The following is a 23,101-nucleotide window of genomic DNA, read 5'->3' as shown; positions in this document are numbered from 1 at the left end:
AATAAGGAGCATAGAGAAACCGTACCGTGGTATGCATGGCAGGAAACGAATATACATATTTTCCTAAAACTCAGCTATCGGGTATTGTTTAGGATTAAATAGTAAAAATCGTAAGATTTCTCCTACATTAAAGACAGCTCTGTTCTATCTTGATGTTGTTCAACCAACATTTTAATAATTCAACCTACAACACCTAATCATTTACAGACCGAAACCGTAGTATTTGTTATTACACATAAACGTGAAATGTATATTTTGAAACAAAAATCCTATCTAAAAAAAATATATTGGCTTATTTTTGTTACTATGACACATATTGATGCATTGACTCCCATCCATAGGCTAGAACAACTGAAAGTTGGCGATCTTATTTCTGACACATGGGGCAGTTCTGGCGCCATTAAAACTATTGAAGTTTTAAAAGGAAGAACTTCTTTAACCTATTATTTCAGAATCAAATCAGGCAAACTGATCCTGGCTTTAAGATAACAATTTACTAAAATCCTGTTCGCGACTGAATAATCATGTAGTCGCCCAACTATAGATCAATTACTTAGATTCATAAATTTAAATGTTCGCTATTTAACATCAGAGTGGCCAAGGTTCATGTCTGGATTCACTTCATCACGAATAAGCTGTTTTAATTCTTTAATTTCAGGAAAGCGTTGCATCTGCTTTCTATCGAAAATTAGTTTCTCGCCAACATGAACAGTAAAAACGCCCGATGTTTCACTCGGAATTAAAGTTACCCCCTTTAGCTCATCAACAAAAGTGGTTAAAATTTCTTGCGCCATGTAAGCCGAACGTAACATCCAACCACATTTGGGGCAATAGGTTATATTAACAAGTGCTTTCTCCATTTTTATTTTTTTTACAAGGGTACAAAAAATATGGAGGGATGGAAAATGAAGATGTTAATGGCTGTTGAAACCGATTAAGCATCTGCAGATGTGTCTCCTCTTTTGTTCTTGTGGTAAAAAAATCGTTATTAATATCTAATTCAGCCAGACAATACTGAATAAAATGAACTAAACAAGTTCGCTGCTTAAAATGTTGTCAAAAGAGAAAAGGGTAACCACATCCATGTTTACCCCTTTCAAATTACTCCCGTGTTAGAGGAATTATAACTACACCAATGAAGCAATTTTTGTTTGCTTCATCTAGATAATCATACACCTAAAGTCTGAAAAACAGATATAAAAATTACTGTTTTTTTATTTTAGTTTTCTTTTAAATCCCTGCTCAAATCACCTCTAAATTTGTCTTTAATGCCCACTTAAATTGTTGGTACGAGCAATTATTTTTATAAAAAATTAAAGCGCCATGGATTTTAAAAATACTTTAACTGCCAGTATTCAGATATATAAACCCATTAGTCTGGTTTGGAAAATATGGAATGAGCCCGAACATATTGCCAAGTGGAATGCTCCATCAGACGAATGGATCAACAAGAAAATTGAAAATAACCTGGTAGAAGGAGGTGGTTTTTTATACGTTATGGCTAAAAAAGACGGAACTGAAAATTTTGACTTTAGAGGAACTTACACCGAAATTATAGCGCATGAGCGAATTGCTTATACATTAGATGATGAGCGGAAAAGCCTGATCACTTTTACAGGAAATAACCCCGTTACGCTTACTGAAATCTTTGAACCCGTTGCAGGCCTTGATTTGACCATGCAACAGGAATTCTGTCAATCGGGACTGAACCAGCTTAAAACATATGCTGAGCAGCTTGGTTAAATGACTTCAGGTTCTAATACAAAAGTGGTTTTACTGCGATTTAGATGCTCCAATTATTTTGAGGTAAGGATGGGTTTAGCTTTCCTGGGCTTTTTCCTTTTCTTCCACCAGATGATAAAACCAGTAATCGGCAAACTCGCTGCAACCAAAGCCGCTAAAAAGGAAAGAATTTTATTTGGCAGTCCTAAAAGCCTACCCGTGTGGAGATCGTAATTGGTGGCTTCTATTAAATCGGCCCCGTTAAAATCTTTATACGGTTTAGCCCTGGTCATTACGCCTGTAGCTTCCTCATAAAAAAAGGTATTCTGGTTGCGTGCCCAGCGGTAGGGATAAATCATTCTTAAACGCAGTTCACCTTTACCACGCAGCGAAAAACTAGTGGAAATAGCACCAGGGTATTTAATTTTAGCTTCAGTATAAATTTTATTGTAACGTAGAGGTAGCGAATCGATGTGTGCAGGTTTGGTTAAAACGATGGATTTGCCCTGCCCTAATTTGCTCCCGGTAAAAAAGCTAGCCGCATTTTTCACCTCTTTAAAAGCAAAATACAAACCACTCAAAGCAGTAACCAATAGCACAACTGATGCATAAAAGCCCAATACGTTGTGTAAATCGTAATTTAGCCGTTTAAACGATGCTTTTCTTTTAATGGTTAAAGATTGTTTTAATAACCGCATCTGACCAGGAAACCAGAGTACCAGTCCCGTAATCAGCATTAGCACGAAAATAACCACCGACCATTGCATGATAAACTTTCCTGTTTTTCCTAACAACAGGGAGGTATGGATATGCTCTACAACTTGAAGCCAATCTTCGCCACCTCTTTTTATCAAAACGGCAGTGTAAGGGTCAAAATAATAAACAATACCCTTCTTGGTGGTAATTTCTACCGTTGCATTTGAAAACCCATCTTCAATTCTGATCAGCCTTAACTGGTCTTTGGGTGATAATTTTTCGAAGTTTGAAATGATATGATCTAAACCTACAAAAGGTTTCTCTTGAAGCGCTACATAGCGAAAATCTTTTTGTGTAAAATCTCTGATTTCTTCTTCAAAGATATACAACGCACCAGTTACGCTAATAATAAATACCACAAGGCCAGTCGCCAGGCCGAGCCAGAGATGAATGTTCCTGATGGTATTTTTAAAATTTCTGTTCTTCATTGTCTAAAAAGCGTAGCCTAGTGATAGGTTAAATCTGCGCCCATTCCCTCTCACATAATTTACATTGCTGCCATAAAACTGAGAAATGGCAGGATAATAAACTTTGTTCAATAAATTCTCTACACCTACCGATAGTTTTAGAGGCTGCGTAACTTGATAAACTGCTGCAACATTAAATAAGTTGAATGCTTTTACCGGACCTTCGCCAATTAAATATTTACCTGCCGCATTGGTTTTAAAGCGGTCGCGATTTCCTACACGCATCCAGTTTACATCCAAACTTAAGTTTCTAATACCTGAATATTTAAGGTAAACGGTGGTTTTTGATGGTGGGATGCGGGTTGTGTTTAAATATACATCTTTCTCTCCGTTAAAATTACCATCATCATCTACATCGCCTTTTCCTTCTACCTGTGCGTAATTACCACCAATGCTCAAATCGCGTAGAACCTGATAATCTGCCTGGATTTCAAATCCATATACACGCTCTGGAATACGTTGAGAGATGTAAGTTCCATTAACTTCTAAAAGATTGGCACCCAGTTTAGAAGTGCTGTAATAATAAGCAGCACTGAAATTCAGTTTACCTACGGTACTGCTAAAACCAGCTTCGTAATTGTTTACAATAATTGGTTTAGTTTCTAACTGCGACAAGGTATTGCTTTTTGCTGCCCTTAACACCCTACCCAGCTCAAACACCGAGAAAGATTGTGCATAACTGATAAAAGGATTAAAAAACTTGAATTTAGAGTAACGAGCGCCAGCATTAAATACTAAAGCATTATAATCTAATTTACCCCCTTGCACCGCTATACTTCCTGCACCGTTTGCACCGGTAGCCAGGGTATTAAAATCGTCTACATCAATGTTAATATTTTCTACCCTTAAGCCTCCCTTTATGGTTAAATCATTAATGAAAGTTGCAGAAGCCTGTAAGTAAGGTGCAAAGTTCACCATATTCATATTAGGTACCCATAAACGGCCATCTGTTAAGCTTTGAGCAGTTTTATCGTTCATTAAATCCAAACCATAGTTCAATTGCATTGGTACCCGATCTGCAATATTAAAAGGTGTATTCAGGTTTACCCTTGCACCCTTTTTTGTTGAAGTAATGGCCGATTGGCCACTGCCGAAAAATGACGCTGAGTTAGAATAAATGGTATAAAAGTCCTGATAATATACATTGGCCGTTAAATCTGTTTTACCGAAAATCTGCTGATTGGTATATTGTAAATTAGCATTATGGTTAAATCTTGTTCCTTCATCTTCACCCAATCTTGTTCCATAAATACCAATAGCCGGCGATTGACCGTAAACACCATCTTTGGTTAGGTATTTAGAATGCTGTCTGGAGCTGAAATAATTATACATCACCTGCAAACGCTGTTTTGGAGTAAAGTTATATCCCAGTTTTACAAAACCATTGTAAGATTTAGTCTCACCTAAACCATACTCAGGCGAAATTACCAAGCCTTCAGCATCACGGAAAACACCGGTTTTTTCGAACATACCACTTACCAGATAATCGAACTTACCTGTTTTGCCGTAAAGCTGTTGCGAAAAACGGTAGCCTATGGTGCTATCGCCTTTTAAGTTTCCTGTAATTCCGGCTTGAGAATAACCTCCGAACGATTTTCCTTTATCGGCTTTTTTAGTAATGTAGTTAATCAAACCTCCTTCTGCACCATTACCATAAATGGCGGTGGCACCTTTAATAACTTCAACACGCTCTATAACCGAAGGATCGATACTGCGGATATCCCTTCCTCCTGCTCTTAATGGTGTAGATTGCGGAATACCATCAATTAATACCAAAACATTTCTACCGCGCAAAGTCTGACCAGAGTTACCCGTTTGATTGGTAGAAAAACCCAATCCAGGTACGCTGTATGAAAGGATATTAGCTAAATTCGGGCTAATTGCAGATTGTGTATTCAATTCCTTTGTTGTAAGCACCGTTACCGAAGAGGGTGTTTGCGACAAAGATTCAGGTCGTCTACTTGCCGAAACAATTACATCGTTAAGTTCTGAGTGCTGCTCTTTTAAAACAATATTTACCAGAATTGTATCGTTTGCAATAACCGATACCACCTGTTCAAATTGATCGTAGCCTGTAATCGAAACCCTGATCTGCTGGTTTCCTGCGGGAACATCCGTTAACTTAAATGCACCGGATTTACCTGAAGTGGTTTTAAGATTTTGCTTTTTAACCTGTATGTTGGCAAGGGGTATGCTGTTCCCTAACGAGTCGACAATTTTTCCGCTAATTGTTCCCTTCCCTGTTTGTGCAAAGAGGGTAACTGTAGATAATATTATAAGCGCAGTGGCGAAAAATTTTATGTAATGGTGTTTCATGCAATATCTAAATTTCGGCAAAGCTAACATTATTTAGACTTGTTAAAAATAATAACTCAAAAAAGATACCTACGTGGTGTTTAATCATTCATCATTTTAAAATAAATAAGGCATAAGATTTAATTTATTTGATATTTGCGTTAAACCGTTTGAAGTAAAAAAATGTTGGAAACAAAGATGAAGTACGCGCTGATAACCGGAGCCAGTAAAGGTATAGGAAGATCTATGGCAATTGCGCTGGCCAGGAGAAAAATCAACTTGTTACTTATTGCCCGTTCGGCTAATGAATTGATTTCTTTACAAACGGAGATCAAAAACCAATATAACGTTGAAGTAGATATCTTGTCGATTGATCTTAGCCAGGTTCAAGCCCCAAAAGCAGTATACAATTGGATAACAGAAAAGAATTACGCCATTAATATCCTGATTAATAATGCAGGTTATGGATTGTGGGGGAAATTTGAAGAATTGGATTTAAGTGCCCAGGTAGAAATGTGTCAATTAAACATGATTACGGTAACTTCATTATGCCATTTATTGCTTCCAATCCTTTCAACAGAAAAAAAGGCTTATATACTCAACGTTTGCAGTACTGCAGCCTACCAGGCGGTGCCAACCTTGGCCATTTATTCGGCAACTAAAGCTTTTGTTTTATCTTTTACAAGGGCTTTAAGGTTCGAGCTTAAAGATGGCCCGGTTTCGGTAAGCTGTTTGAGCCCAGGCCCTGTTGATACAGGTTTTGCCCACCGGGCAGGTTTAGATGCCTTTAACAAAATGGCCGAAAAGTTTAATATGAGGCCTGATGAGGTAGCTGAAATCGCATTAAAAGGAATGTTTGCCGAAAAATCTGAAATTATTCCGGGTTTTACCAATATCATCAGTGTATATGCCAATAGGATCCTGCCAAAGGGATTTATCGAAAAAATGGCCGCAGGGATTTATAAGACTTAAAAGGTCTGGGGTCGGAGGTCTGGAGTATAACGGCATAGAAGCTCAATGGTTGTGCAGTCAGATGTTGATCTTTGCTTTTATGAATTGCCTCGATGCATGAGTGTCGGATGGTAACATCCAACACCACGCATAAAATGGATGGTATAGTTAATACTCTATCCACTCTGTGATTTTTTCTCTGTGAACTCGGTGGTAAAGAAAAGGTCTAGGTGCAGTCAGATGTTACCATCTGACTGATCGTGTACCTCATTTCCATGAATTACTCTTTTCAATGTATGAGTGTAGGATGGTAACATCCAACACCGCGGATTATAATAAAAACGGCTCCAGTAGCCTTTATTTGTACATCTCTGCCCTACTGCAACTCCTTCCAAAAAAAATATTTTAAAAAATTTCAAATAAAATTCTTTGGAATATTAAAAATATGTTACGTTTGTATTAAATACTACCAATCCTATAGACTATATCGAATAAAACAAACTTGTTTTATTTTCCTCCAGTACCGAACCACTCGCCAATGCGAATGTGCTGTTGCTGCGCATAACTCTATCTCCAATTTATCCTTTTCCTAAATCTTTTAATTTTTTACAAATGGCCACATCGTATCCAACCTTTACCTTATCTGAACAATTAACACAAGAACAGCTTGATTTTTTTAACACACATGGGTTTATCCATTTCAAGAATTTCATCAAACCCGAAACGGTTTCTTCCATTATCGACGCTTCTAAACAAGTAGAACAAAAATGGATACAGCAAGATATTAAAAAAATAAACGGCGTGCCGATTAAATACGGGAAAGATCTTGATGGCTCAGCAATTGTACAGCGTTTTGCTTTTATTAATCAACAGCATCAAACACTAAGCGGTCTCCTATTAGATCCACGCTTTAACGCATTGCTTCAATTGGCGGGCGATGGCGCGCGTTTAGGTACTGAAGAGAAAGATGGCATGGTGTTTAACCATTACATTAACGGACCAGAAAGCAAATTCAGTAAAATGGGCTGGCATACGGATGGTTTAAGGGATATTTTTTATGGCGCTAAACTAAACCCGATGCTGAATGTAGGCATCCACCTGAGTACCTTAAAACCTGAAAATGGCGGATTAAAAATTATACCTGGCACCCATAAACAAAGTATTTACCAGATGCTCTTTCGCAAAAAATATTTCTTAGATAATAAACCGGATGCTGAAGAGGTATCGATATTGCCCGAAGCAGGAGATTTAACCATCCATGATGGAAGACTCTGGCACAGGGTGGCAGAATCGGCCATTCGAGGCGAGGAAAGCAGGAGGCGTGTAATTTACGTACCCATTATCGCAGGTAAATACGCGCCAAAAAATGAGAATAGTCCAACAGTATTTTATCAGCGCTTCGCCGGAATTGTAAAATAAATTTATGTTATTTGCCCTATTGTTTACTTACCTGGTCAGATCGGGGAAGCTAAAGCGAATAACTGATTATTCTAAAGGTATTCCAAAGAAGATCAGTTTAAAATTTTACCGACCAGAAACAGCCATTCTCTTTGGCGTAATTTTGGCTGGCACTTAAATTGGAGGCTATTATTAAACTAAAAGAAGACCATTTAGATGGCAAAAGGGTATTTGCAGACCGTGAAAGGACAAATATTTTAAGAAAAGGCGAACAAGGGCTGATCCTTTTTTTGCTTCAAAGGGTTCCTAAGTGGATCACGCCCAATATGATGACAGGTATTGGCATGTTTGGATCGCTGATTGTGTTTTTAAGCTTTATTTTGGCTGTTTTTTATGCAAAAAGCTATTTGTTGATCGGAATTTTAGGTTTTATGATCAACTGGCTTGGTGATTCGCTTGATGGCCGATTGGCGTACTTTCGCAAAATCCCGCGCAAATGGTATGGCTTTGCACTCGATATTGTGATGGATTGGCTCAGCATTATCCTGATCGGTTTGGGCTATTATTATTACGCTAATGGTGGCACACAGATTTTCGCATTTCTTTTTGTGGTATTGTACGGTTGGTCGATGATTATTTCTCAACTGCGTTATAAAATTACAGGCTTTTACCAAATTGATTCTGGCTATTTAGGTCCGACGGAATTGCGCGTAATTATTTCGCTTATCTTAATTGCCGAAACCTTATTTACAGGTGCCATTACTTATTTCGCAATTGCTATGGTATCGCTGTTATTGGTTATCAATATTATCGATACGTTTAAACTTTTGAAAGCGGGCGACACTAAAGATGAGGAGGAGAAGGCATAATGACCTGGGCATCTGTTAAACTTTTTCTCAAAGCACAGGTATCTGCTTTTTCTGGAGGCGTTACTGATTATGGTTTAATGATTTTGCTAACAGAATGGTTGCATATTCATTTTACCATTTCGATCTTGATTTCTGGCACCATGGGTGGGATTGTTAACTTTTGCATTAACCGTTTCTGGGCATTTAAAAGCAACGATGGTTATTGCAGTTCTACAAGCGGACAGCTAATCCGGTTTTTTACAGTGGTTTTGGGGAGTATTTCATTAAAATCAGCAGGTACCTACTTATTGCACCGAAGTTTAAATCTGGATTATAAACTTGGCAGGCTTTTGATTGATAGTATTGTTTCTTATGGCTTTAACTATCCGCTGATGAAGTATTGGGTATTTAAAATCAATAAATTAGGCATTTCTGAAGCAGAAGAAGAAAATTATTTTGAAACACTTGGGGAAGAACAAAGAGCGTAATGGCATGCTTCTACCCTCACGGTATGTGCAGTATAATTTTCTATACCAAAATACATTAACAAACGTTTGCGCTTTATTTTTTAAATAAGAACAATTAGATGGTCTCTGATTGTCATCCTTTCAGGCGAGGTACAGCGTAGTCGAAAACCACGATCGCTTAACGAAGCTAAATCTAATTAGACAGATCTCCTTCCCGATTTATCATCCTACATGTTGACACATCTTCTTTATTCTTTTTCGCGTTATGCTAGCTTGCTTTAATAACACACAGGTTCTAACCGAAGAACGCCGTCAATCCCAAGAGCCGGAAAATCAAAAAAACAGGAGCAGTTCAGACAAACCGGCACTAACAAACCTGAAACGCAGTGGTTTTGTGTTCATAAACAACAATTCAAAGCTTTGAAAAGAATTGAACACAAAACGAAGTGCCACTGTTTTTTTGATGTGCGTGGGATTGTGCAAAAAGGCTCATTGCTGGATTGACAAAGCGCTTTGGATACTTTGGCGCTCCAAAGTATCATGCCCCGCGGCAAAGAGCGAAAAAAACCAACATTTGTTCCAAATTATTGTCTCTGAAGGAAGCAAGAGCAATTAATAGCAGGAAAGATGCTGAAATAAATTCAGCATGACGAGCGCCTTAAGAATATATACTAAAAAACAAATCCAGACTAACAAAAATGTGTACACTTTAGCCTTTAACGTAGTGACCGCGCTACAGTCGAGATGACGAACCTTATAAAGGTAAAAAAGATGTCCAGCCCAAACGATGAAGCATAAAAACTGAACACCTTGCCTTTACCTTATTAGTTTAATATTATTTTAGAGTCATTTATTCTATTTTGATTAATTTTCTTAATAATCTCTTCAAATTTCGATTCTTTGGCGACGTACTTATTTAATAAATCGATCTGATTTAAGCCCCTCACCAAGTTGTGCTCAGGATAATTTGTTTTATAGTAAATATCGCCATTTAAGAAATCGGCTATAAACCTTACCGCTTGCATGTAAATCATAAATTTACCCGAATAAATAAAGAACTGTTTTTCGGTAAAGGCCAAAACCTGATCCATTTCTTCCATATAACCTTTATGTATTGCGGCAAAAACGTCTTCTCTAATGGCTATTTTACTAAAATCCTTTTCCTCTTCATTGGCTTCTGAGAGATAAGTACGCATCATATCGCCCACATCGCTGATAAAGTATCCGGGCATTACGGTATCTAAATCGATTACACATAAGCCTACCCCGGTTTCGGCCTGTAACAGTACATTGCTAATTTTGGTATCGTGGTGTACAACACGTAAATTAAGCGCACCGCTATCTACCATGTGTACATACTGCTCTTCTATATTGTAATGTCTGATAATCTCTTCTATAGCAAATTTCGCCTCACTAATCCTTTCATCGCTAGCTTGTTCTAAAGCTTTTTTAAACTGCTCTACACGTAAAGGCAGGTTATGAAAATCTTCTATAGTGGGCTTTAATTTTTGTACATTGAAGGCACAAAGCATCCTGGTAAATTTACCAAACTGCTTAGCAGCGTGGTAAGCCTGCTCAGGCTGATGCACAAAATCAATAGAGCAAGAATTTTCCACAAATGGAAAAATCCTGTAAAAATGATCGTCAATAACCACAAAATCATCTCCATTTGTGGCCGTAATTGGGGCAACAAATAAATATTTAGGGGCTGTTTGATCAAGATATTTTTTTATTGTCTCAATATTTTGAGCAATATTTTGAGGCTGGCGAAAAACTTCCGTATTCACCTCTTGCAAGATATAGGCTAATTTTTCACTGTAAACTTTCCAGGTATGGTTAATTAAGCCCGAGCCGAAAGGTTCAATTTTAAATTTTTCTGCGTTAAGTCCATAAGCACCTAATACTGCTTGAAACATAAGATGGTAATATATATTTGAATAAAAATTGTTCCAGGCAAACCATTTGATCAACCTGAATAAAGTTGCTTATTAAATTATGCGGGTAAGCCATATGGCATTACCCGCAAACGAGACTAAAAACCACTATCGTCTAAAGCGAAAGTATTTTTTCGATCTTTCCATTTTCCTTTTGTAAAATCAGGGAATTTTTGTGGCATATTTCCTTCTTTTAACGATTTGGTAGAAAGTGGCATAATTACACTCATTGTAACTGAATCATAAACGTCAATAGGGGTTTGTTTTTTCTGTTTTACCGCCTGGATAAATCCATTAAATACAAACCAATCCATACCACCGTGACCAGCGCCTACAGCTTCTGCTTGATATTTTTTCCAAAGCGGGTGATCGTATTTATCAAACCATTCCTGAGCCGGATCCCATACATCATCTTTCTTCGATTTATGATCGATGTATACTGATTTGTTTACATCCATCCAAAGGCCCTTTGTTCCCTGTACCCTGAAACCGATAGAATATGGCCTAGGTAAGTGGGTATCGTGACTTAACAATACGGTTTCGCCGTTTGCACAGTTGATCATCGTAGTGGTAACATCACCGTTTTTATAATTAATTTTAGCGTTAGGATGGCCAGGAGAAACTTCTTCTACGTAAGCGGCCAAACCTCTTGCTTTAGAGCTGAACGATACCAGGCTGGTAAAGCTATTTCCCCTGTTAATGTTTGCATATTGCATTAAAGGGCCAACACCATGGGTTGGATATAAATCGCCATCCTGATCGATATTGAACTGCGTACGCCATTGTGCCTCGCTTAATGCTTTTGGCCCGTACTCTACCCCACCACCATAATAATCTTTACCGTTGTTAAAAAGTACGTTTCTTAAATTATGTTGGTAACCACCTTCAAGGTGCACCAATTCGCCAAAAACACCTTGTCTAACCATGTTTAAAGCCGCCATTACATCTCTGCGGTAACAAACGTTTTCTAAAGTCATGTAAGGCATGCCTGTTTTTTCTGAAGTGTTTACAATATCCCAGTGATCTTGAACACTTAAACCTGCAATTACCTCGCAACCTACATATTTACCAGCTTTCATGGCATCAACTGCCTGGTCGCGGTGAAACTGCCATGGTGTTGCAATAATTACGGCATCAATATCTTTACGGTCTAAAAGTTTTTTATAAGCATCTAAGCCACCGGTGTACTCTGTTGCCGCTGGTCTGCCTTTTTTGGCAATATAATTACGACAGATTTTGAGTGAACTTTCCTGGGTATCGCAAATTGCAACAATTTCTACATCGTCTCTTAAGGCACCTTCAGAAATATGGCTCATACCACGTGCACCCACACCGATATAACCTACTCTTACTTTTCCGCTGTCTGATGATGCAAATAAACTTCCGGTTGGCAGGATGGTTAAACCAGCAGCCGTAAATGCACCATTTTTGATAAAATCTCTACGTTCCATTTGTGTTATTTAATATTTATTGTTTAGTTTTTTAATTGATCCGGTTAATACTGAACAAACGTTTTACTTGCTATTCTTTCGCACTTTTTCGCGCCAAATACCACTCACTTACAGCGCATTAATGGGCTAAAGGTTTTTAAAAAGTTTTTGGCTAAAATATAATCTGTAATCTTTAATTCTTCCATTGGCATTATCCTGTCTGGGTAATAGCTTTAATCCATTTATGCTGTAATTTTTACCCAGGTCTATTACGATCTGGTGTGGTGGTTTTGGCGATTTAGATTCCCACTGCGTGTGCCAGATGCTGGTAAACTGCAAATCGAAAACATTAGCCGCATTTCCGTCATCGCCACCCAGTTCTTCACTATCGGCATATACTATTTTCCAATCGCTGCGCGGAATTTCGTTCCCCTTTTCATCAAGCAGTACAATTTCTGCAACCGTGGTATAAGGCTGTCCTTTTTGCTCGGATAGTGCTTCTAAACAAAAATAACGCGCGGTTACAGGTTTAAAACTAACCTGCTGCCATTTATTATCGTTCGCAAAACTGCCTTCGGCATAAGCTTGTTGTGCATCCGAAACCCATTTTTGGTTATCTTTTTTGTGCAGTTCGGGCTGTTTTTCGTTCACCACATCCAAAATGGGTTTATCTAAAAAGCTTAATGCAGGTTTTTCTGTTCCGAAGAGGTCGAACACCACCACTTCATTTTTGCCTTTTTTGAGCCAGCTGCCCGGTACAAGCATGGTTTGCGTCGGCCCGATATTCCAGTACCTCCCCAAACACATTCCATTTAACCACACTAGGCCTTTATTCCATTTACCCATATCGAGGTAAGTATCTTCTAATTTATCGGCATTAAAACTTCCTTTGTAAAAAGCAGCCGCAGCAGGTTGATTGCCAAGCTTTTCGTAACGGAGCGGAATATTTACCTCACCAAGCCTGATGGGATAATTTTTCCAGCCCTTTAAAACAGTCTGTTTTCCATTTTCGGTTAAGTATACCTCGCCATGGATCCCTTTCCGATCGAGCATCTGGTAGCCGTAGTTTACCCTGCCTGTGGCTTCTACCAAAACCCTTAATACACTTTTGCGCGTTCTGGCCGGAATTTCGATGCTGAATTTATTTTTTCTCCTATCCAGTTCGCCAATCTTTTTACCATCAATATATACCAATGCATAATCGTGAATGTCTTTAAACACCAGGTTCGATTTTTGGCCCGCGTTTAAATTTGTTTCGTATACCACACAACCAAAATCCTGGTCTAAATCTTCCATCAGCATTGCGGTATCGGCCAATACAGGTTTAGGCAGGTTTTTAGATAGTACAGCTATTGAGGAGAACGTAACCGTTTGTAATTGCTGGATCTTATTTGCTGCAGGTACATCTGGCAATACCTCTCCTTCTTGCAGGTAATTGGCAAATAACTTACGTATGGCGTAAAACTTTTCGGTTGTATTACCGGCCTCATCAATAGGTGCATCGTAATCGTAACTGCTGGTTTGCGGCAGGTAAGGCGGTGCATTGGCCCCACTGTAAGTACCAAAACTTGTTCCGCCATGCGCCATATAAATACTAAACGATGCTTTATTATCGAGCATGTATTTTAATTCGGCTACAATGCGTTGGGTATCGCCTTTGTGGTGCGGCCTGCCCCAGCTATCGAACCAGCCCGGGTAATATTCGCCACACATTAACGGCCCTGTAGGCTGTATGGCCCTTAAGGCTTTAAAATTAGCTTCTGGTCCGCTGCCAAAGTTTACCACTGCGAACAAACCTTCAGGGTGGTCGTTTTTTAACTGCGAAGGCCCATCGCAATGAAATAAAGGAACGGTAAAGCCAGCTTCTTGCAGATTGGCTTTAATGATGTTCATATAATCTTTATCGTTGCCGTAGCTACCATACTCGTTTTCTACCTGCACCATAATAATGTTGCCACCGCGGCTAATCTGCAATGGGGCAAGCTGTTTGCCTACGGCTAAAAGGTACTTTTTGGCTCTTTCTAAGAAATAGGGATGTTGTGTGCGCAAGCGGATGCTTTTATCTTTAAGCAGCCACCAGGGGAAACCGCCAAACTCCCATTCGGCACAAGAATATGGCCCTGGCCTTAATATTACATATAAACCAACCTCTTTTGCCAGTTTACAAAATTCGGCAGCATCGCTCTGCCCTGTCCAGGTAAACTGACCGGGCTGTTTTTCGTGTATGTTCCAAAATAAGTAAGCACAAACCGTGTTTAAACCCATTGCTTTGGCCATTTGCAAACGTTGTTTCCACTCGGCTTTTGGTATACGGGCAAAATGCATTTCGCCACAGCGTATTACATATGGCTTGCCATTAAGCTCAAAAGATTCGGCACCTATGGCAAAGGTGTTTTCTTTTTGGGCCCAGCTATTAATAGATAAGCTTATTAACAGCCCTAAAACAAGTGTTTTTGTAAGCAAATGGATACGCATTTGTGCTGGTTCTTTTCGGTTTTGTTGATTTGTATTCTTTAAAAGTAGAACAAGCAAACGAGCATTACAACATAAATATCAGCGCAAACGATTGACTAATTTTTGCGTTACCAATTATTTAAGCCCAAAGCAAACCGTCTATTTACTTCGCTTATTTAAGCTGTGCTGCAATGCCTTTAAAACAATTGCCTATTGCCTGGCAAATGGTAATAAAGCTTTTCGCCTTAGCCCTTTTACCGCTATCTTAAAGGCTTTACATTTTAAAGGCCATACTGTAGAAATAATAAAGAATATGAGGAAGTATTTCCACACAGGCAGCGCAAAATGGGGAAATATGGTAAACCAAACTCGTTTCGTTTTAAGCTATAAAAAGTGCACTTATTTTTTTTCAACAAAGCACATTCTCAAAAACAAGTGTTAGAAGTACTTAAAATGGGCTTTGCCATGTAAAACCGATGGAGTAACAAGCGCTTGCCTATTAAACATTAACGCAACATTAAAATTTGGTTAAACTTTTGTCTAACAAGTTATGAGCGGGTACCATCAGCAATAAAAAAGAAGATGAGCATTCGTGTTTATTTATTGTTTTTTCTAATAGCCCTCATATGGAAAGAAAACTCATCACCGAAATCAATATAGAAGACAAAGCCATAACACACTTTGATTCATTCGATCTGGAGCAACAATTTAACGGGCATCATTATTTCGAACTTCGGTTTAAGCAGAATCAGTTTGGCCTGCCGAGTTTAATCAATCTTGACGATAGCCGCGATTTTGTAGGTAAAACACTTACAGCCTCATTCGGATATCAGGTTAATGGACTACAAGAATTTGCTGGCTTGGTTACCAAGGTAGAACTCGCACAGAACCATGGCTACAATGGCGTTTTAATTGTAAGTGGCTATAGTCCTACTATTTTAATAGACCGTGGTCCGGATTTGGGTTCTTACTTAGATAAAGATCTAAATGAAATTGTAGCCCTAGCCACAAAAGATACCTCAGTAAATGACCTTAAAGTCACATGCAATGCCAGTAGGAAAAAACCTGTCGATTATCTTATTCAATACAAAGAAAGTGATTTTGAATTTCTGAACCGCTTATCGGGCGAATATCATGAATGGTTTTTCTACGATGGCAAACAGCTCAACTTTGGCAAACCAGATGAGCAGAAAGAAGTTGTGCTTTTTTATGGTCGGGATGTACAGAATATTCAGTACGCCATGGAAATTTCACCGATCAAGCATAAACGCTTTGCGTATAACCCTAAAGAGGATGGAATGCTGCACAGCGAAAGTACAGGCATAACACATGACATATACGATCTTGCTCATGCTATACAGGCTTCGAACCGCACTTATAGTAAAACATTTAACCAGCCTTCGCTCATCCGCGTAGAAAACAGTAACGACATTAAAAGCCATGTAGAGAATGAAGAAAAAGCTACCATATCAGAACTTCTAAAAATCAGTGCCACGGGAGATAATGCAGAACTAAGTATTAGCAATATTGCTGAAATTAACATGAGTGTTAAGCAGGGTAATGCTTTTATAACCGAAAGCCTAGGTAAATTCTTGATTACCAACATTCATCATCATATAGATGTTGCAGGCAGATATGAAAATACCTTTACAGGCTTGACAGCCGCCACCGAACGCATTATGGTAAAGAATTATAAAAAGCCAAATCCAAATATACTGTTGGCAGATGTAATGGATAATAATGACCCCGAAGGGCAAGGCCGGATCAAAGTAAAGTTTAAATGGGAATGCCAAACGAATGATATCACCGAATGGCTGAGGGTAATTACCCCAGATGCGGGAAGTAGTGAGCAAGTAAATACGAACAGAGGGTTTGTTTTTATACCTGAAGTTGGAGATCAGGTTGCCGTAACTTTTGAAGAAGGAAATATCGCCAGACCAATTGTATTAGGAAGTGTTTTCCATGGCATTAACGGCACCGGTGGTTACGAGTTTAATCATTTAAAAGCAATTGCAACCAGGAGTGGCCATTTAATAGAGTTTAATGATGCCGTTGGTACCGAAACAATTACCATTACAGATAAAAACCGAAATATTATACGCTTTGATACTAGTGCATCGAGTATTGAGATTTCTGCTCCCGAAAATATCAGTATCCGGGCTAAAAACATAGATATCAATGCCGAACAAAATATATCGATATCTGCTGGAGAACATATCTATAGTAACGCAGGTGGAAATATAAGCAGCAATGCTGGTGAAAATCATTCATTAATGGCCGAAAATATTACCATGGTAGCTAATGATAGTATTAATAAAACTGCTACACATATCGAAAAAACAGCAGAACAGATTAATTTGAATAGTACCCAAGAGAATATTGAATTTCATAGTGCCAAAGAGATCGTAAATAAGAGCGGCAGCAAGGTTAAATTATTTTAAGATGGGAACAATTAAATACATCAGCAAAACAATTACCGAAAATATAGGAAGTGCTAAATGGTTTTCTACCCAAGGAGGTATAAATTTTAATGCGACAAAAGAAGTAATTCTGCAAAGTAAATATAAGATAAAGTATGATCGATATGTGCCCTCAAAACAAACAGGGTAAACTAATCTTACCGTATTAATTAAAAACAAATGTATGCCCATGAATAAAATTGATTATAAATCTTTGGAAAAGCCTTTAAATATGCTTTTCAAGGTAGAAATCTCTGAAAAAACAGCATTTAAAGATGAGTATACCTTTAAACTTTTTGATATAGACATTTTACCAGATAAAACATCGTTTTGGTCTGGCCGTCAGAATATCGAAATTATACGCAAACAAAGTTTGATCGATGCGTTACCTGGTAACGATGCTGATTTATTCGTACAGCAGATTTCTGCAGCATTACATCAATTAACCTTAAAAATTGGGTTTAACGGAATACCAGTAAGTGTTGAAAAACAAAATGAGCTATGGCAAAAATGGTTGGCCATTAGAGAAAATGTGGCTAATACTTATACTGGAGATTGGATCGATTCGACCTTAATAACGGTTGACAAAAAGATGTTACCTAGTGAAGCATTAACCGAATATATCAAGCAAGACTTATTTCTTAACGAATATTTCAGAGGAGTTTATGATGCAAATTTTGTAGAAAACAATTTTAGTCAAAAAAGAGAAGTGTACGGTCTATGTCCTTTCCCTATCCCATTTAACGAAAAGTGGACACTTCAAACATCAGAGAATCAAAAACTGATTAAATTTTCTGGGAACTGGACCAAGAATGTTGATCAACCAGGATTTGATAACTGGTTAAAAACGAAGACAGATAATGATATGCCAGAAGTTAGTGTCGAAGGGTTTTATCAGATAGATCCAATTACTGGTTGGTGCAATGCCTTAGAAAGCACTTATTCATTAATAGCAAATAGTAGTTATATAAAAACACTAAAGATTACTTTAACAACCAATTAGAATTAGCCAAAATGGATTGGAGTACTGATGCTGAACCAACAAATAACGAAGAAAACCTAACAGATGATAAGATTACAGATAACCTAACTGTATCTATAGCATCAGACAGGCAAGTAATAGATGAGCCTAAACAAAATGGAAAAATTACCGAACTATTGGTATGTCATGGGGCTAAATGCACCTGCGATCAAGCGGTAGATCCCGCTCCGAAAAAGATGAACGTACTTAGCCATAACAAATATGTGATTAACGATAGTGGTGAAAGTAAATTTATTGCAACCACCTTAGAAAACAAAGTGCTTAACCTAAACTTTGGGCAATGCAAAGTACCCGACCCAAGTAAACCTGTACCCTGTACTGCCAGATTGCAATGGAAAGATTATTATGAAAAAGTAGAATTGCCAAACGGTGCTTATGTACTGACCAACAAAAGCACAGCTATTTGTACTGCAAAAGGTGGAAATGTAAAAATAGTTCAACATGGCCAGCAAGCCAACATTACTGCACAGGAATTAGAAAATGCCAAGGCTGGCAGTTGGGCCGCTGATGGTCCCCTGCTTACCGAAGAACTGATTCATACCGAACAAGCGGCAAAAAATGAAGATGAAGATGGTGCAACAGTAAAATCGATAATACCTTTATCTTACCACGATCAACAACCGCTCAATACGCCTATTACTTTTAAAGCCGATTTTGCTGGCAAAGCAACCGGTGCAGATAAGCAAGGAGTAAACTGGGTAGTCTATGATACAAATGGCATCCCCTTGCAATTGCGAAACGATGCAGGCGAAACCCTCACCATTACCTTTAAGAAAGTTGGCACCTATTTAATTGAAGCTTATGGCAAAACCAACGGTGATAAAAGAATAACCAGGCCTTATACCATTAAAGAAAACGAGATTGAAACCGTGACCACAGTTGATGGAAATACAAAAGTAAGAATAAATGTACCTATAACCTTTAGGCTTCAAAGCCTTTTTCAGTCTGTGGCCCTACCAGGCGACATCAGTACTATTACTTGGGAGGTAACCAAAACAGGAGGAATTGGTATTCCTACGCTATTAACCCAGACAGGGAACATCACTCAGGTAATCTGTAACGAAGAATGCAGCTATGTGGTATCTGCATGTTTTAATGGTATTCCAAAACAATCAAAACAGATACAGGCTTTAAAAAATGATATTACTTCAATCATCACTTCGACACAAAGCACAAGAATAAAAGAAGAGATAACTTTTAGCGTAAAAGACCATTTTAAAATATTGCCCACGTTACCGCAGGAAATTGCTTCTGTAAAATGGATATGCAAAGATATTGATGGTAAACCAGTTGAAGTTTTTAAGTCAAAAATAGGTGAAACCATAACCCATCAATTTGACGAACCGGGTGAGTATACTGTGCAGGCATATATGGTACAACCAAGCGCAAAAGTAGCGGTTAAAATAATAGTTGCACAGCCCGAAGTTATATTGGCACAGTGGGAATATCCCGAAGGTGGTAAAAAAACAAAAACAGGCTGGGGCGAACCAAACCATGCCTACATTAAATTTAAAGCGGCAGAAGGTTTAATTGTAAATTTAGAATATGGTTATTTAGATCACAGCAGCAAAGCGAGAGCCATCCACGTGATTACAGGCTTCAGAGTCCCTCAAAATCAAATATTAGATTTAGAGAAATACAATTTCATCCCCAATGCAGATAAGTATCAAAAACTGCTAAAAGAAGGGACAGCATTTTACTTCAAAGTATACTCGACTGATAAAAAATATGAAATCTTAAATGGGAATATTCCTCAACCGCTGCAAAAACTAAAACTGGTTACCAAAGAAGAAATTGTAAGCATCGAATTTTTAACCGACAACAAACCGGTTATCCAAGCACTATACGGCAGCAAAATGAAATGCCGCATCCGCACGCGTAACCTAAGTGCAAAAAATGTATCTGTAAAAATTTACAGAAAAGAAAGCCGCCTTGGATTCGACAATTTAAGGAAAGATACACTTGTACACCATAAAGAATACCCTTTAAATGATAACGGTATTGTTGAGTTTGATTTCATATTGGCCAAAAGCTGGGAGAAAAGTTATAGTGAAAAACTGCATCGTTTTTATGCCATGATAGAAGAAATGGAGTTTTTAGGAACAAGCAATACTTTAGTAGCCTTTAAAAATGATGTACCAGCAAATGGAGGGAAAGCATTGGTGGGCGTGGGGAATCAGGAAGACAACAGTCATAGTGATTGCCCCAGATGTAATAAAGACATTACTACGGTAGAACTAAAACAAATATTTAAAGATGCTGATGATGCCACGCTCACAACGGTTGCCATCACCTACAACAAATACATGGCCGATCTTGGCCTGAATACCTGCTGGGTTAAAGCACATTTTTTTGCCCAGATCCGGGTAGAATCCGGAACTAAACTGCATTTGAAAAGCGGAGAAAACATGAATTACAGTGCAGATACGCTGATCAACGGTAACTTAAATAAAAAAACTGGAAAAAGGGACAATCCGCCTTTTTCGTATTTTACAAAACATAAAGAAGATGCCTATAAATATGGAAGAACCAAAGATCATGAAGCAAATCCGCAAATGATTGCGAATCTTGCTTATGCGGATAAAAACCGCAGTGTTGGAAATAGAATTGGCAATACACAGGAAGGAGATGGCTGGAATTTTAGGGGAAAAGGCTTGATACAACTAACAGGAAGAGAAAATTATAGCAAAGCAAACACTTATACTTTAAAATATGAGCAGGTGGATATCCTTAAAAATTCTGATATTGTAGCTAAGGATATTAAAATTGCGGTACTAACTTCAATGGCGTTTTATAAGTGGAATGGGTTGATTACGAAATCAAATGGGGCACTAGAAAACAAACCAATTTCACAAGGAATAGGTAACGAAGTTGGAGACAGTTATACACTAAAGCAAAATACTTTTGATAATTATAGTTCTAAAGTATTTAAGGTAGGTGAATGTAGCTGGAAAAATATTGACATTAAAATATTGGGTAATCGCGCGCCTTGGATGGAAATAGCATTAAATGAAGCTAAAGTAATGAGAGGTTGTTTGGAGTCAGAAAATCCGATGTATACAAAAGCAAAGGAATACTTGTCTTATTGCAAAAACACTGCTGAGCCAACAAATGGTGAACAAGGTGCATGGTGTGCAGCTTTCATGAATTGGTGCATTAGCAAAACTAAAAATGCAAAAACTAAACTTCCATATAGTCATTTAAATTCAGCCTCATCCTTAGCTCCTATAAGTAATTCTAAATACAAGAAAATACCTGAGCCCATATACGGTTGTTTTGTCGTTTACAAACATACTGACGGTAAACATGGACATACAGGATTACTATTTGGAAAAAACACCAGTGGAAAATATATACTTCTCGGTGGCAATCAAAATGATTCAATCCGATTTAGTGAATATGGTGATTATACAAGTAAAAGTAAGCAGAAAAAATTATACGGCTTTTATATACCTGTGGATTACACTATTAAAGACATAGATAAATTAAATAGCAATGATATTTATGGTGATATACAAGCATTAAATATAAAAATTGGCATTAAAAACAAACCGGATGGAAAAACTAATTAAAAGAAATCATATGTACATTAAAAAAACGTTAATCTACTTCTCTATTATTTTATTATTAATTGCCTGTAAAAATAAGCCCGCTAAAAACAATCAAATAGTTAAAGAAACAGAAATGAATTTAACAAAAAATGAGATTAACGAAATTAAACAACATCTTGAATATMAAAAACAGATGGTAAGTGATGAACTAGATCCAGAAGATCCATATGAATTGACACCTAAAGATTTAGAGTTAGCATCAAAAGTATTACTTCTAGGATTAAAGAATAGTGGTTATAAAGTAGTTAACGATGAAATATTTTATCAAAAGATTAATGAAATATTTGGCATAAAGAACTTAAAAAGTTCTAACAAAATAAATATAACAGACAACTACATTACTCTCTTTGGTCAACAGTATAAAGATTATAAAGAATTATTAAATAGTGAGATGGATGTTTTCGCATATAATGAAAATTATTATTTAATGAGAAAGGAGCATTTATTTACCGAATTTCAAACGCTAAAAGACTTGATTAAAATAAACGATGATAACACTTTTAAAATCACAATTCGACCTTCTCAAGTTCACAGAAATAAATATATCTTCAATTATGACCAAGCTAGTTTAGCATGGCTTTTAAATAACGAAAAGTATTTCCTGACCGCACTTTTAACAAACTTTGGCTATGACAAGGAGCCAAAAATAAATAAAATGGTATTGGATTCCATTTATAAAGAACATACACAAGCAAATCCCACAAGAGGTCAATACATTGCAAATTTATTTTTTGTTAAAGACAGCCATAATAAATTACAAATCAGAAAGAATCTGTTGAAATATGTAGAACATAATACCAGTGCTACTGATAATCGCTTTATTTACGCACTAAGCTACTTTATCTTTACACTCTATGATGGAGATTCAAAAGACAATAGCTATAAAATCTTCGACGAAGATCCTTCTAAAAAATTTACTCCTGTAGAAAAAGCCGAAATAGTAGCCAACATTGCCAATATCGAAAACCCTGCTAGAGAAAAATATAAATCTCCAGAATCATCAGATGTATGGAACATTCCTGGTTCTTCATTATACAATCTTTCTGTTTCACACCCTGAGGTAATCAAAATAATAGAAGAACACAATTATTTTGGTTTACCAAAAATGAAAGAGATTATTGCAAAACTACAGGAAGAAGCACCGCCTACAGGTGCCGACCCGGAATAGGTAAATTATTAACTAGAGTAAATCCATATGCGTGTTATGAGTTTACTATTTAAGCTTCTTAATTACACTAATGGTGTATACCAGTAAATAGGAATACAC

17 protein-coding genes are annotated in these 23,101 nt (G+C 37.5%); 11 read left to right on the top strand and 6 right to left on the bottom strand.

Annotated features, from left to right (window positions below):
* The first annotated feature begins 306 nt into the window (after window positions 1–306).
* Window positions 307–489, top strand: a complete 183-nt coding sequence (locus AC1DNH_RS00875; RefSeq protein WP_477609894.1) for a hypothetical protein — start codon at window positions 307–309, stop codon at window positions 487–489.
* 89 nt (window positions 490–578) lie between these two features.
* Here the strand turns inward: AC1DNH_RS00875 and AC1DNH_RS00870 are convergent, their stop codons facing one another.
* Window positions 579–860: an Rdx family protein gene (locus AC1DNH_RS00870; RefSeq protein ID WP_029276323.1), complete on the bottom strand. Its 282-nt coding sequence runs from the start codon at window positions 858–860 to the stop codon at window positions 579–581.
* 463 nt (window positions 861–1,323) lie between these two features.
* On the opposite strand from AC1DNH_RS00870, the gene AC1DNH_RS00865 reads away from it, so the two are divergent.
* Window positions 1,324–1,743, top strand: coding sequence for an SRPBCC domain-containing protein (locus AC1DNH_RS00865; RefSeq protein ID WP_477581107.1), 420 nt, complete (start codon window positions 1,324–1,326; stop codon window positions 1,741–1,743).
* A gap of 53 nt (window positions 1,744–1,796) precedes the next feature.
* On the opposite strand, the gene AC1DNH_RS00860 is transcribed toward AC1DNH_RS00865, so the two are convergent.
* Both AC1DNH_RS00860 and AC1DNH_RS00855 read right to left on the bottom strand, forming a co-directional pair.
* On the bottom strand, window positions 1,797–2,906 hold the full coding sequence (locus tag AC1DNH_RS00860; protein ID WP_477581105.1) for a PepSY-associated TM helix domain-containing protein: 1,110 nt from the start codon (window positions 2,904–2,906) through the stop codon (window positions 1,797–1,799).
* Window positions 2,907–2,909: 3 nt separating this feature from the next.
* Window positions 2,910–5,261, bottom strand: a complete 2,352-nt coding sequence (locus AC1DNH_RS00855; RefSeq protein ID WP_477581103.1) for a TonB-dependent receptor — start codon at window positions 5,259–5,261, stop codon at window positions 2,910–2,912.
* Window positions 5,262–5,438: 177 nt separating this feature from the next.
* Here AC1DNH_RS00855 and AC1DNH_RS00850 point away from each other — a divergent pair, with 177 nt between their 5' ends.
* The 4 genes from AC1DNH_RS00850 to AC1DNH_RS00835 all read left to right on the top strand — a co-directional run bounded on the left by AC1DNH_RS00850 (window position 5,439) and on the right by AC1DNH_RS00835 (window position 8,925).
* A complete protein-coding gene (locus AC1DNH_RS00850) occupies window positions 5,439–6,212 on the top strand; it encodes an SDR family NAD(P)-dependent oxidoreductase (protein ID WP_477581101.1) in 774 nt (257 codons plus the stop codon).
* A gap of 591 nt (window positions 6,213–6,803) precedes the next feature.
* Window positions 6,804–7,610 (top strand): phytanoyl-CoA dioxygenase family protein, encoded by an 807-nt coding sequence (locus AC1DNH_RS00845; RefSeq protein ID WP_477610583.1) that lies wholly within the window; start codon window positions 6,804–6,806, stop codon window positions 7,608–7,610.
* A gap of 158 nt (window positions 7,611–7,768) precedes the next feature.
* Window positions 7,769–8,458 carry a CDP-alcohol phosphatidyltransferase family protein gene (locus AC1DNH_RS00840; protein WP_477610582.1) on the top strand — a complete coding sequence of 230 codons (690 nt, stop codon included), beginning with the start codon at window positions 7,769–7,771 and terminating at the stop codon, window positions 8,456–8,458.
* On the top strand, window positions 8,458–8,925 hold the full coding sequence (locus AC1DNH_RS00835) for a GtrA family protein (RefSeq protein WP_477581097.1): 468 nt from the start codon (window positions 8,458–8,460) through the stop codon (window positions 8,923–8,925). The genes AC1DNH_RS00840 and AC1DNH_RS00835 overlap by 1 nt, the downstream gene beginning before the upstream one ends.
* Before the next feature lie 803 nt (window positions 8,926–9,728).
* Here the strand turns inward: AC1DNH_RS00835 and AC1DNH_RS00830 are convergent.
* The 3 genes from AC1DNH_RS00830 to AC1DNH_RS00820 all read right to left on the bottom strand — a co-directional run bounded on the left by AC1DNH_RS00830 (window position 9,729) and on the right by AC1DNH_RS00820 (window position 14,743).
* A complete protein-coding gene (locus AC1DNH_RS00830) occupies window positions 9,729–10,820 on the bottom strand; it encodes a phosphotransferase enzyme family protein (protein ID WP_477581096.1) in 1,092 nt (363 codons plus the stop codon).
* 116 nt (window positions 10,821–10,936) lie between these two features.
* On the bottom strand, window positions 10,937–12,289 hold the full coding sequence (locus AC1DNH_RS00825) for a Gfo/Idh/MocA family protein (RefSeq protein ID WP_477581094.1): 1,353 nt from the start codon (window positions 12,287–12,289) through the stop codon (window positions 10,937–10,939).
* A 126-nt stretch (window positions 12,290–12,415) separates the two neighbouring features.
* Complete coding sequence (locus AC1DNH_RS00820; protein ID WP_477581092.1) at window positions 12,416–14,743, bottom strand: beta-galactosidase; 2,328 nt, start codon at window positions 14,741–14,743, stop codon at window positions 12,416–12,418.
* 605 nt (window positions 14,744–15,348) lie between these two features.
* On the opposite strand from AC1DNH_RS00820, the gene AC1DNH_RS00815 reads away from it, so the two are divergent.
* From AC1DNH_RS00815 to AC1DNH_RS00795, 5 genes are read left to right on the top strand one after another with little or no spacing between them, the layout of a single operon-like run.
* Window positions 15,349–17,163 carry a type VI secretion system Vgr family protein gene (locus AC1DNH_RS00815; protein WP_477625075.1) on the top strand — a complete coding sequence of 605 codons (1,815 nt, stop codon included), beginning with the start codon at window positions 15,349–15,351 and terminating at the stop codon, window positions 17,161–17,163.
* 1 nt (window position 17,164) lies between these two features.
* A complete protein-coding gene (locus tag AC1DNH_RS00810; RefSeq protein WP_477581088.1) occupies window positions 17,165–17,332 on the top strand; it encodes a hypothetical protein in 168 nt (55 codons plus the stop codon).
* Between the two features lie 39 nt (window positions 17,333–17,371).
* Window positions 17,372–18,184, top strand: a complete 813-nt coding sequence (locus tag AC1DNH_RS00805) for a hypothetical protein (protein WP_477625074.1) — start codon at window positions 17,372–17,374, stop codon at window positions 18,182–18,184.
* Window positions 18,185–18,195: 11 nt separating this feature from the next.
* The gene (locus tag AC1DNH_RS00800) at window positions 18,196–21,795 is read left to right on the top strand and encodes a PAAR-like protein (protein WP_477625073.1); all 3,600 of its coding nucleotides are present in this window, start codon (window positions 18,196–18,198) and stop codon (window positions 21,793–21,795) included.
* On the top strand, window positions 21,779–23,002 hold the full coding sequence (locus AC1DNH_RS00795; protein WP_477625072.1) for a hypothetical protein: 1,224 nt from the start codon (window positions 21,779–21,781) through the stop codon (window positions 23,000–23,002). Before AC1DNH_RS00800 ends, AC1DNH_RS00795 begins: the two co-directional genes overlap by 17 nt.
* The last annotated feature ends 99 nt before the right edge of the window (window positions 23,003–23,101 follow it).

The sequence above is a fragment of the Pedobacter sp. 01N310 genome (assembly GCF_056399805.1).
This window is presented reverse-complemented; position numbering and strand designations above follow the sequence as displayed.

Coding starts and splice junctions, on each gene's coding strand:
- AC1DNH_RS00805 (WP_477625074.1), top strand. CDS start 17,372: ATGAATAAAATTGATTATAAATCTTTGGAAAAGCCTTTAAATATGCTT.
- AC1DNH_RS00825 (WP_477581094.1), bottom strand. CDS start 12,289: ATGGAACGTAGAGATTTTATCAAAAATGGTGCATTTACGGCTGCTGGT.
- AC1DNH_RS00835 (WP_477581097.1), top strand. CDS start 8,458: ATGACCTGGGCATCTGTTAAACTTTTTCTCAAAGCACAGGTATCTGCT.
- AC1DNH_RS00870 (WP_029276323.1), bottom strand. CDS start 860: ATGGAGAAAGCACTTGTTAATATAACCTATTGCCCCAAATGTGGTTGG.
- AC1DNH_RS00820 (WP_477581092.1), bottom strand. CDS start 14,743: ATGCGTATCCATTTGCTTACAAAAACACTTGTTTTAGGGCTGTTAATA.
- AC1DNH_RS00845 (WP_477610583.1), top strand. CDS start 6,804: ATGGCCACATCGTATCCAACCTTTACCTTATCTGAACAATTAACACAA.
- AC1DNH_RS00860 (WP_477581105.1), bottom strand. CDS start 2,906: ATGAAGAACAGAAATTTTAAAAATACCATCAGGAACATTCATCTCTGG.
- AC1DNH_RS00810 (WP_477581088.1), top strand. CDS start 17,165: ATGGGAACAATTAAATACATCAGCAAAACAATTACCGAAAATATAGGA.
- AC1DNH_RS00830 (WP_477581096.1), bottom strand. CDS start 10,820: ATGTTTCAAGCAGTATTAGGTGCTTATGGACTTAACGCAGAAAAATTT.
- AC1DNH_RS00875 (WP_477609894.1), top strand. CDS start 307: ATGACACATATTGATGCATTGACTCCCATCCATAGGCTAGAACAACTG.
- AC1DNH_RS00865 (WP_477581107.1), top strand. CDS start 1,324: ATGGATTTTAAAAATACTTTAACTGCCAGTATTCAGATATATAAACCC.
- AC1DNH_RS00815 (WP_477625075.1), top strand. CDS start 15,349: ATGGAAAGAAAACTCATCACCGAAATCAATATAGAAGACAAAGCCATA.
- AC1DNH_RS00800 (WP_477625073.1), top strand. CDS start 18,196: ATGGATTGGAGTACTGATGCTGAACCAACAAATAACGAAGAAAACCTA.
- AC1DNH_RS00855 (WP_477581103.1), bottom strand. CDS start 5,261: ATGAAACACCATTACATAAAATTTTTCGCCACTGCGCTTATAATATTA.
- AC1DNH_RS00850 (WP_477581101.1), top strand. CDS start 5,439: ATGAAGTACGCGCTGATAACCGGAGCCAGTAAAGGTATAGGAAGATCT.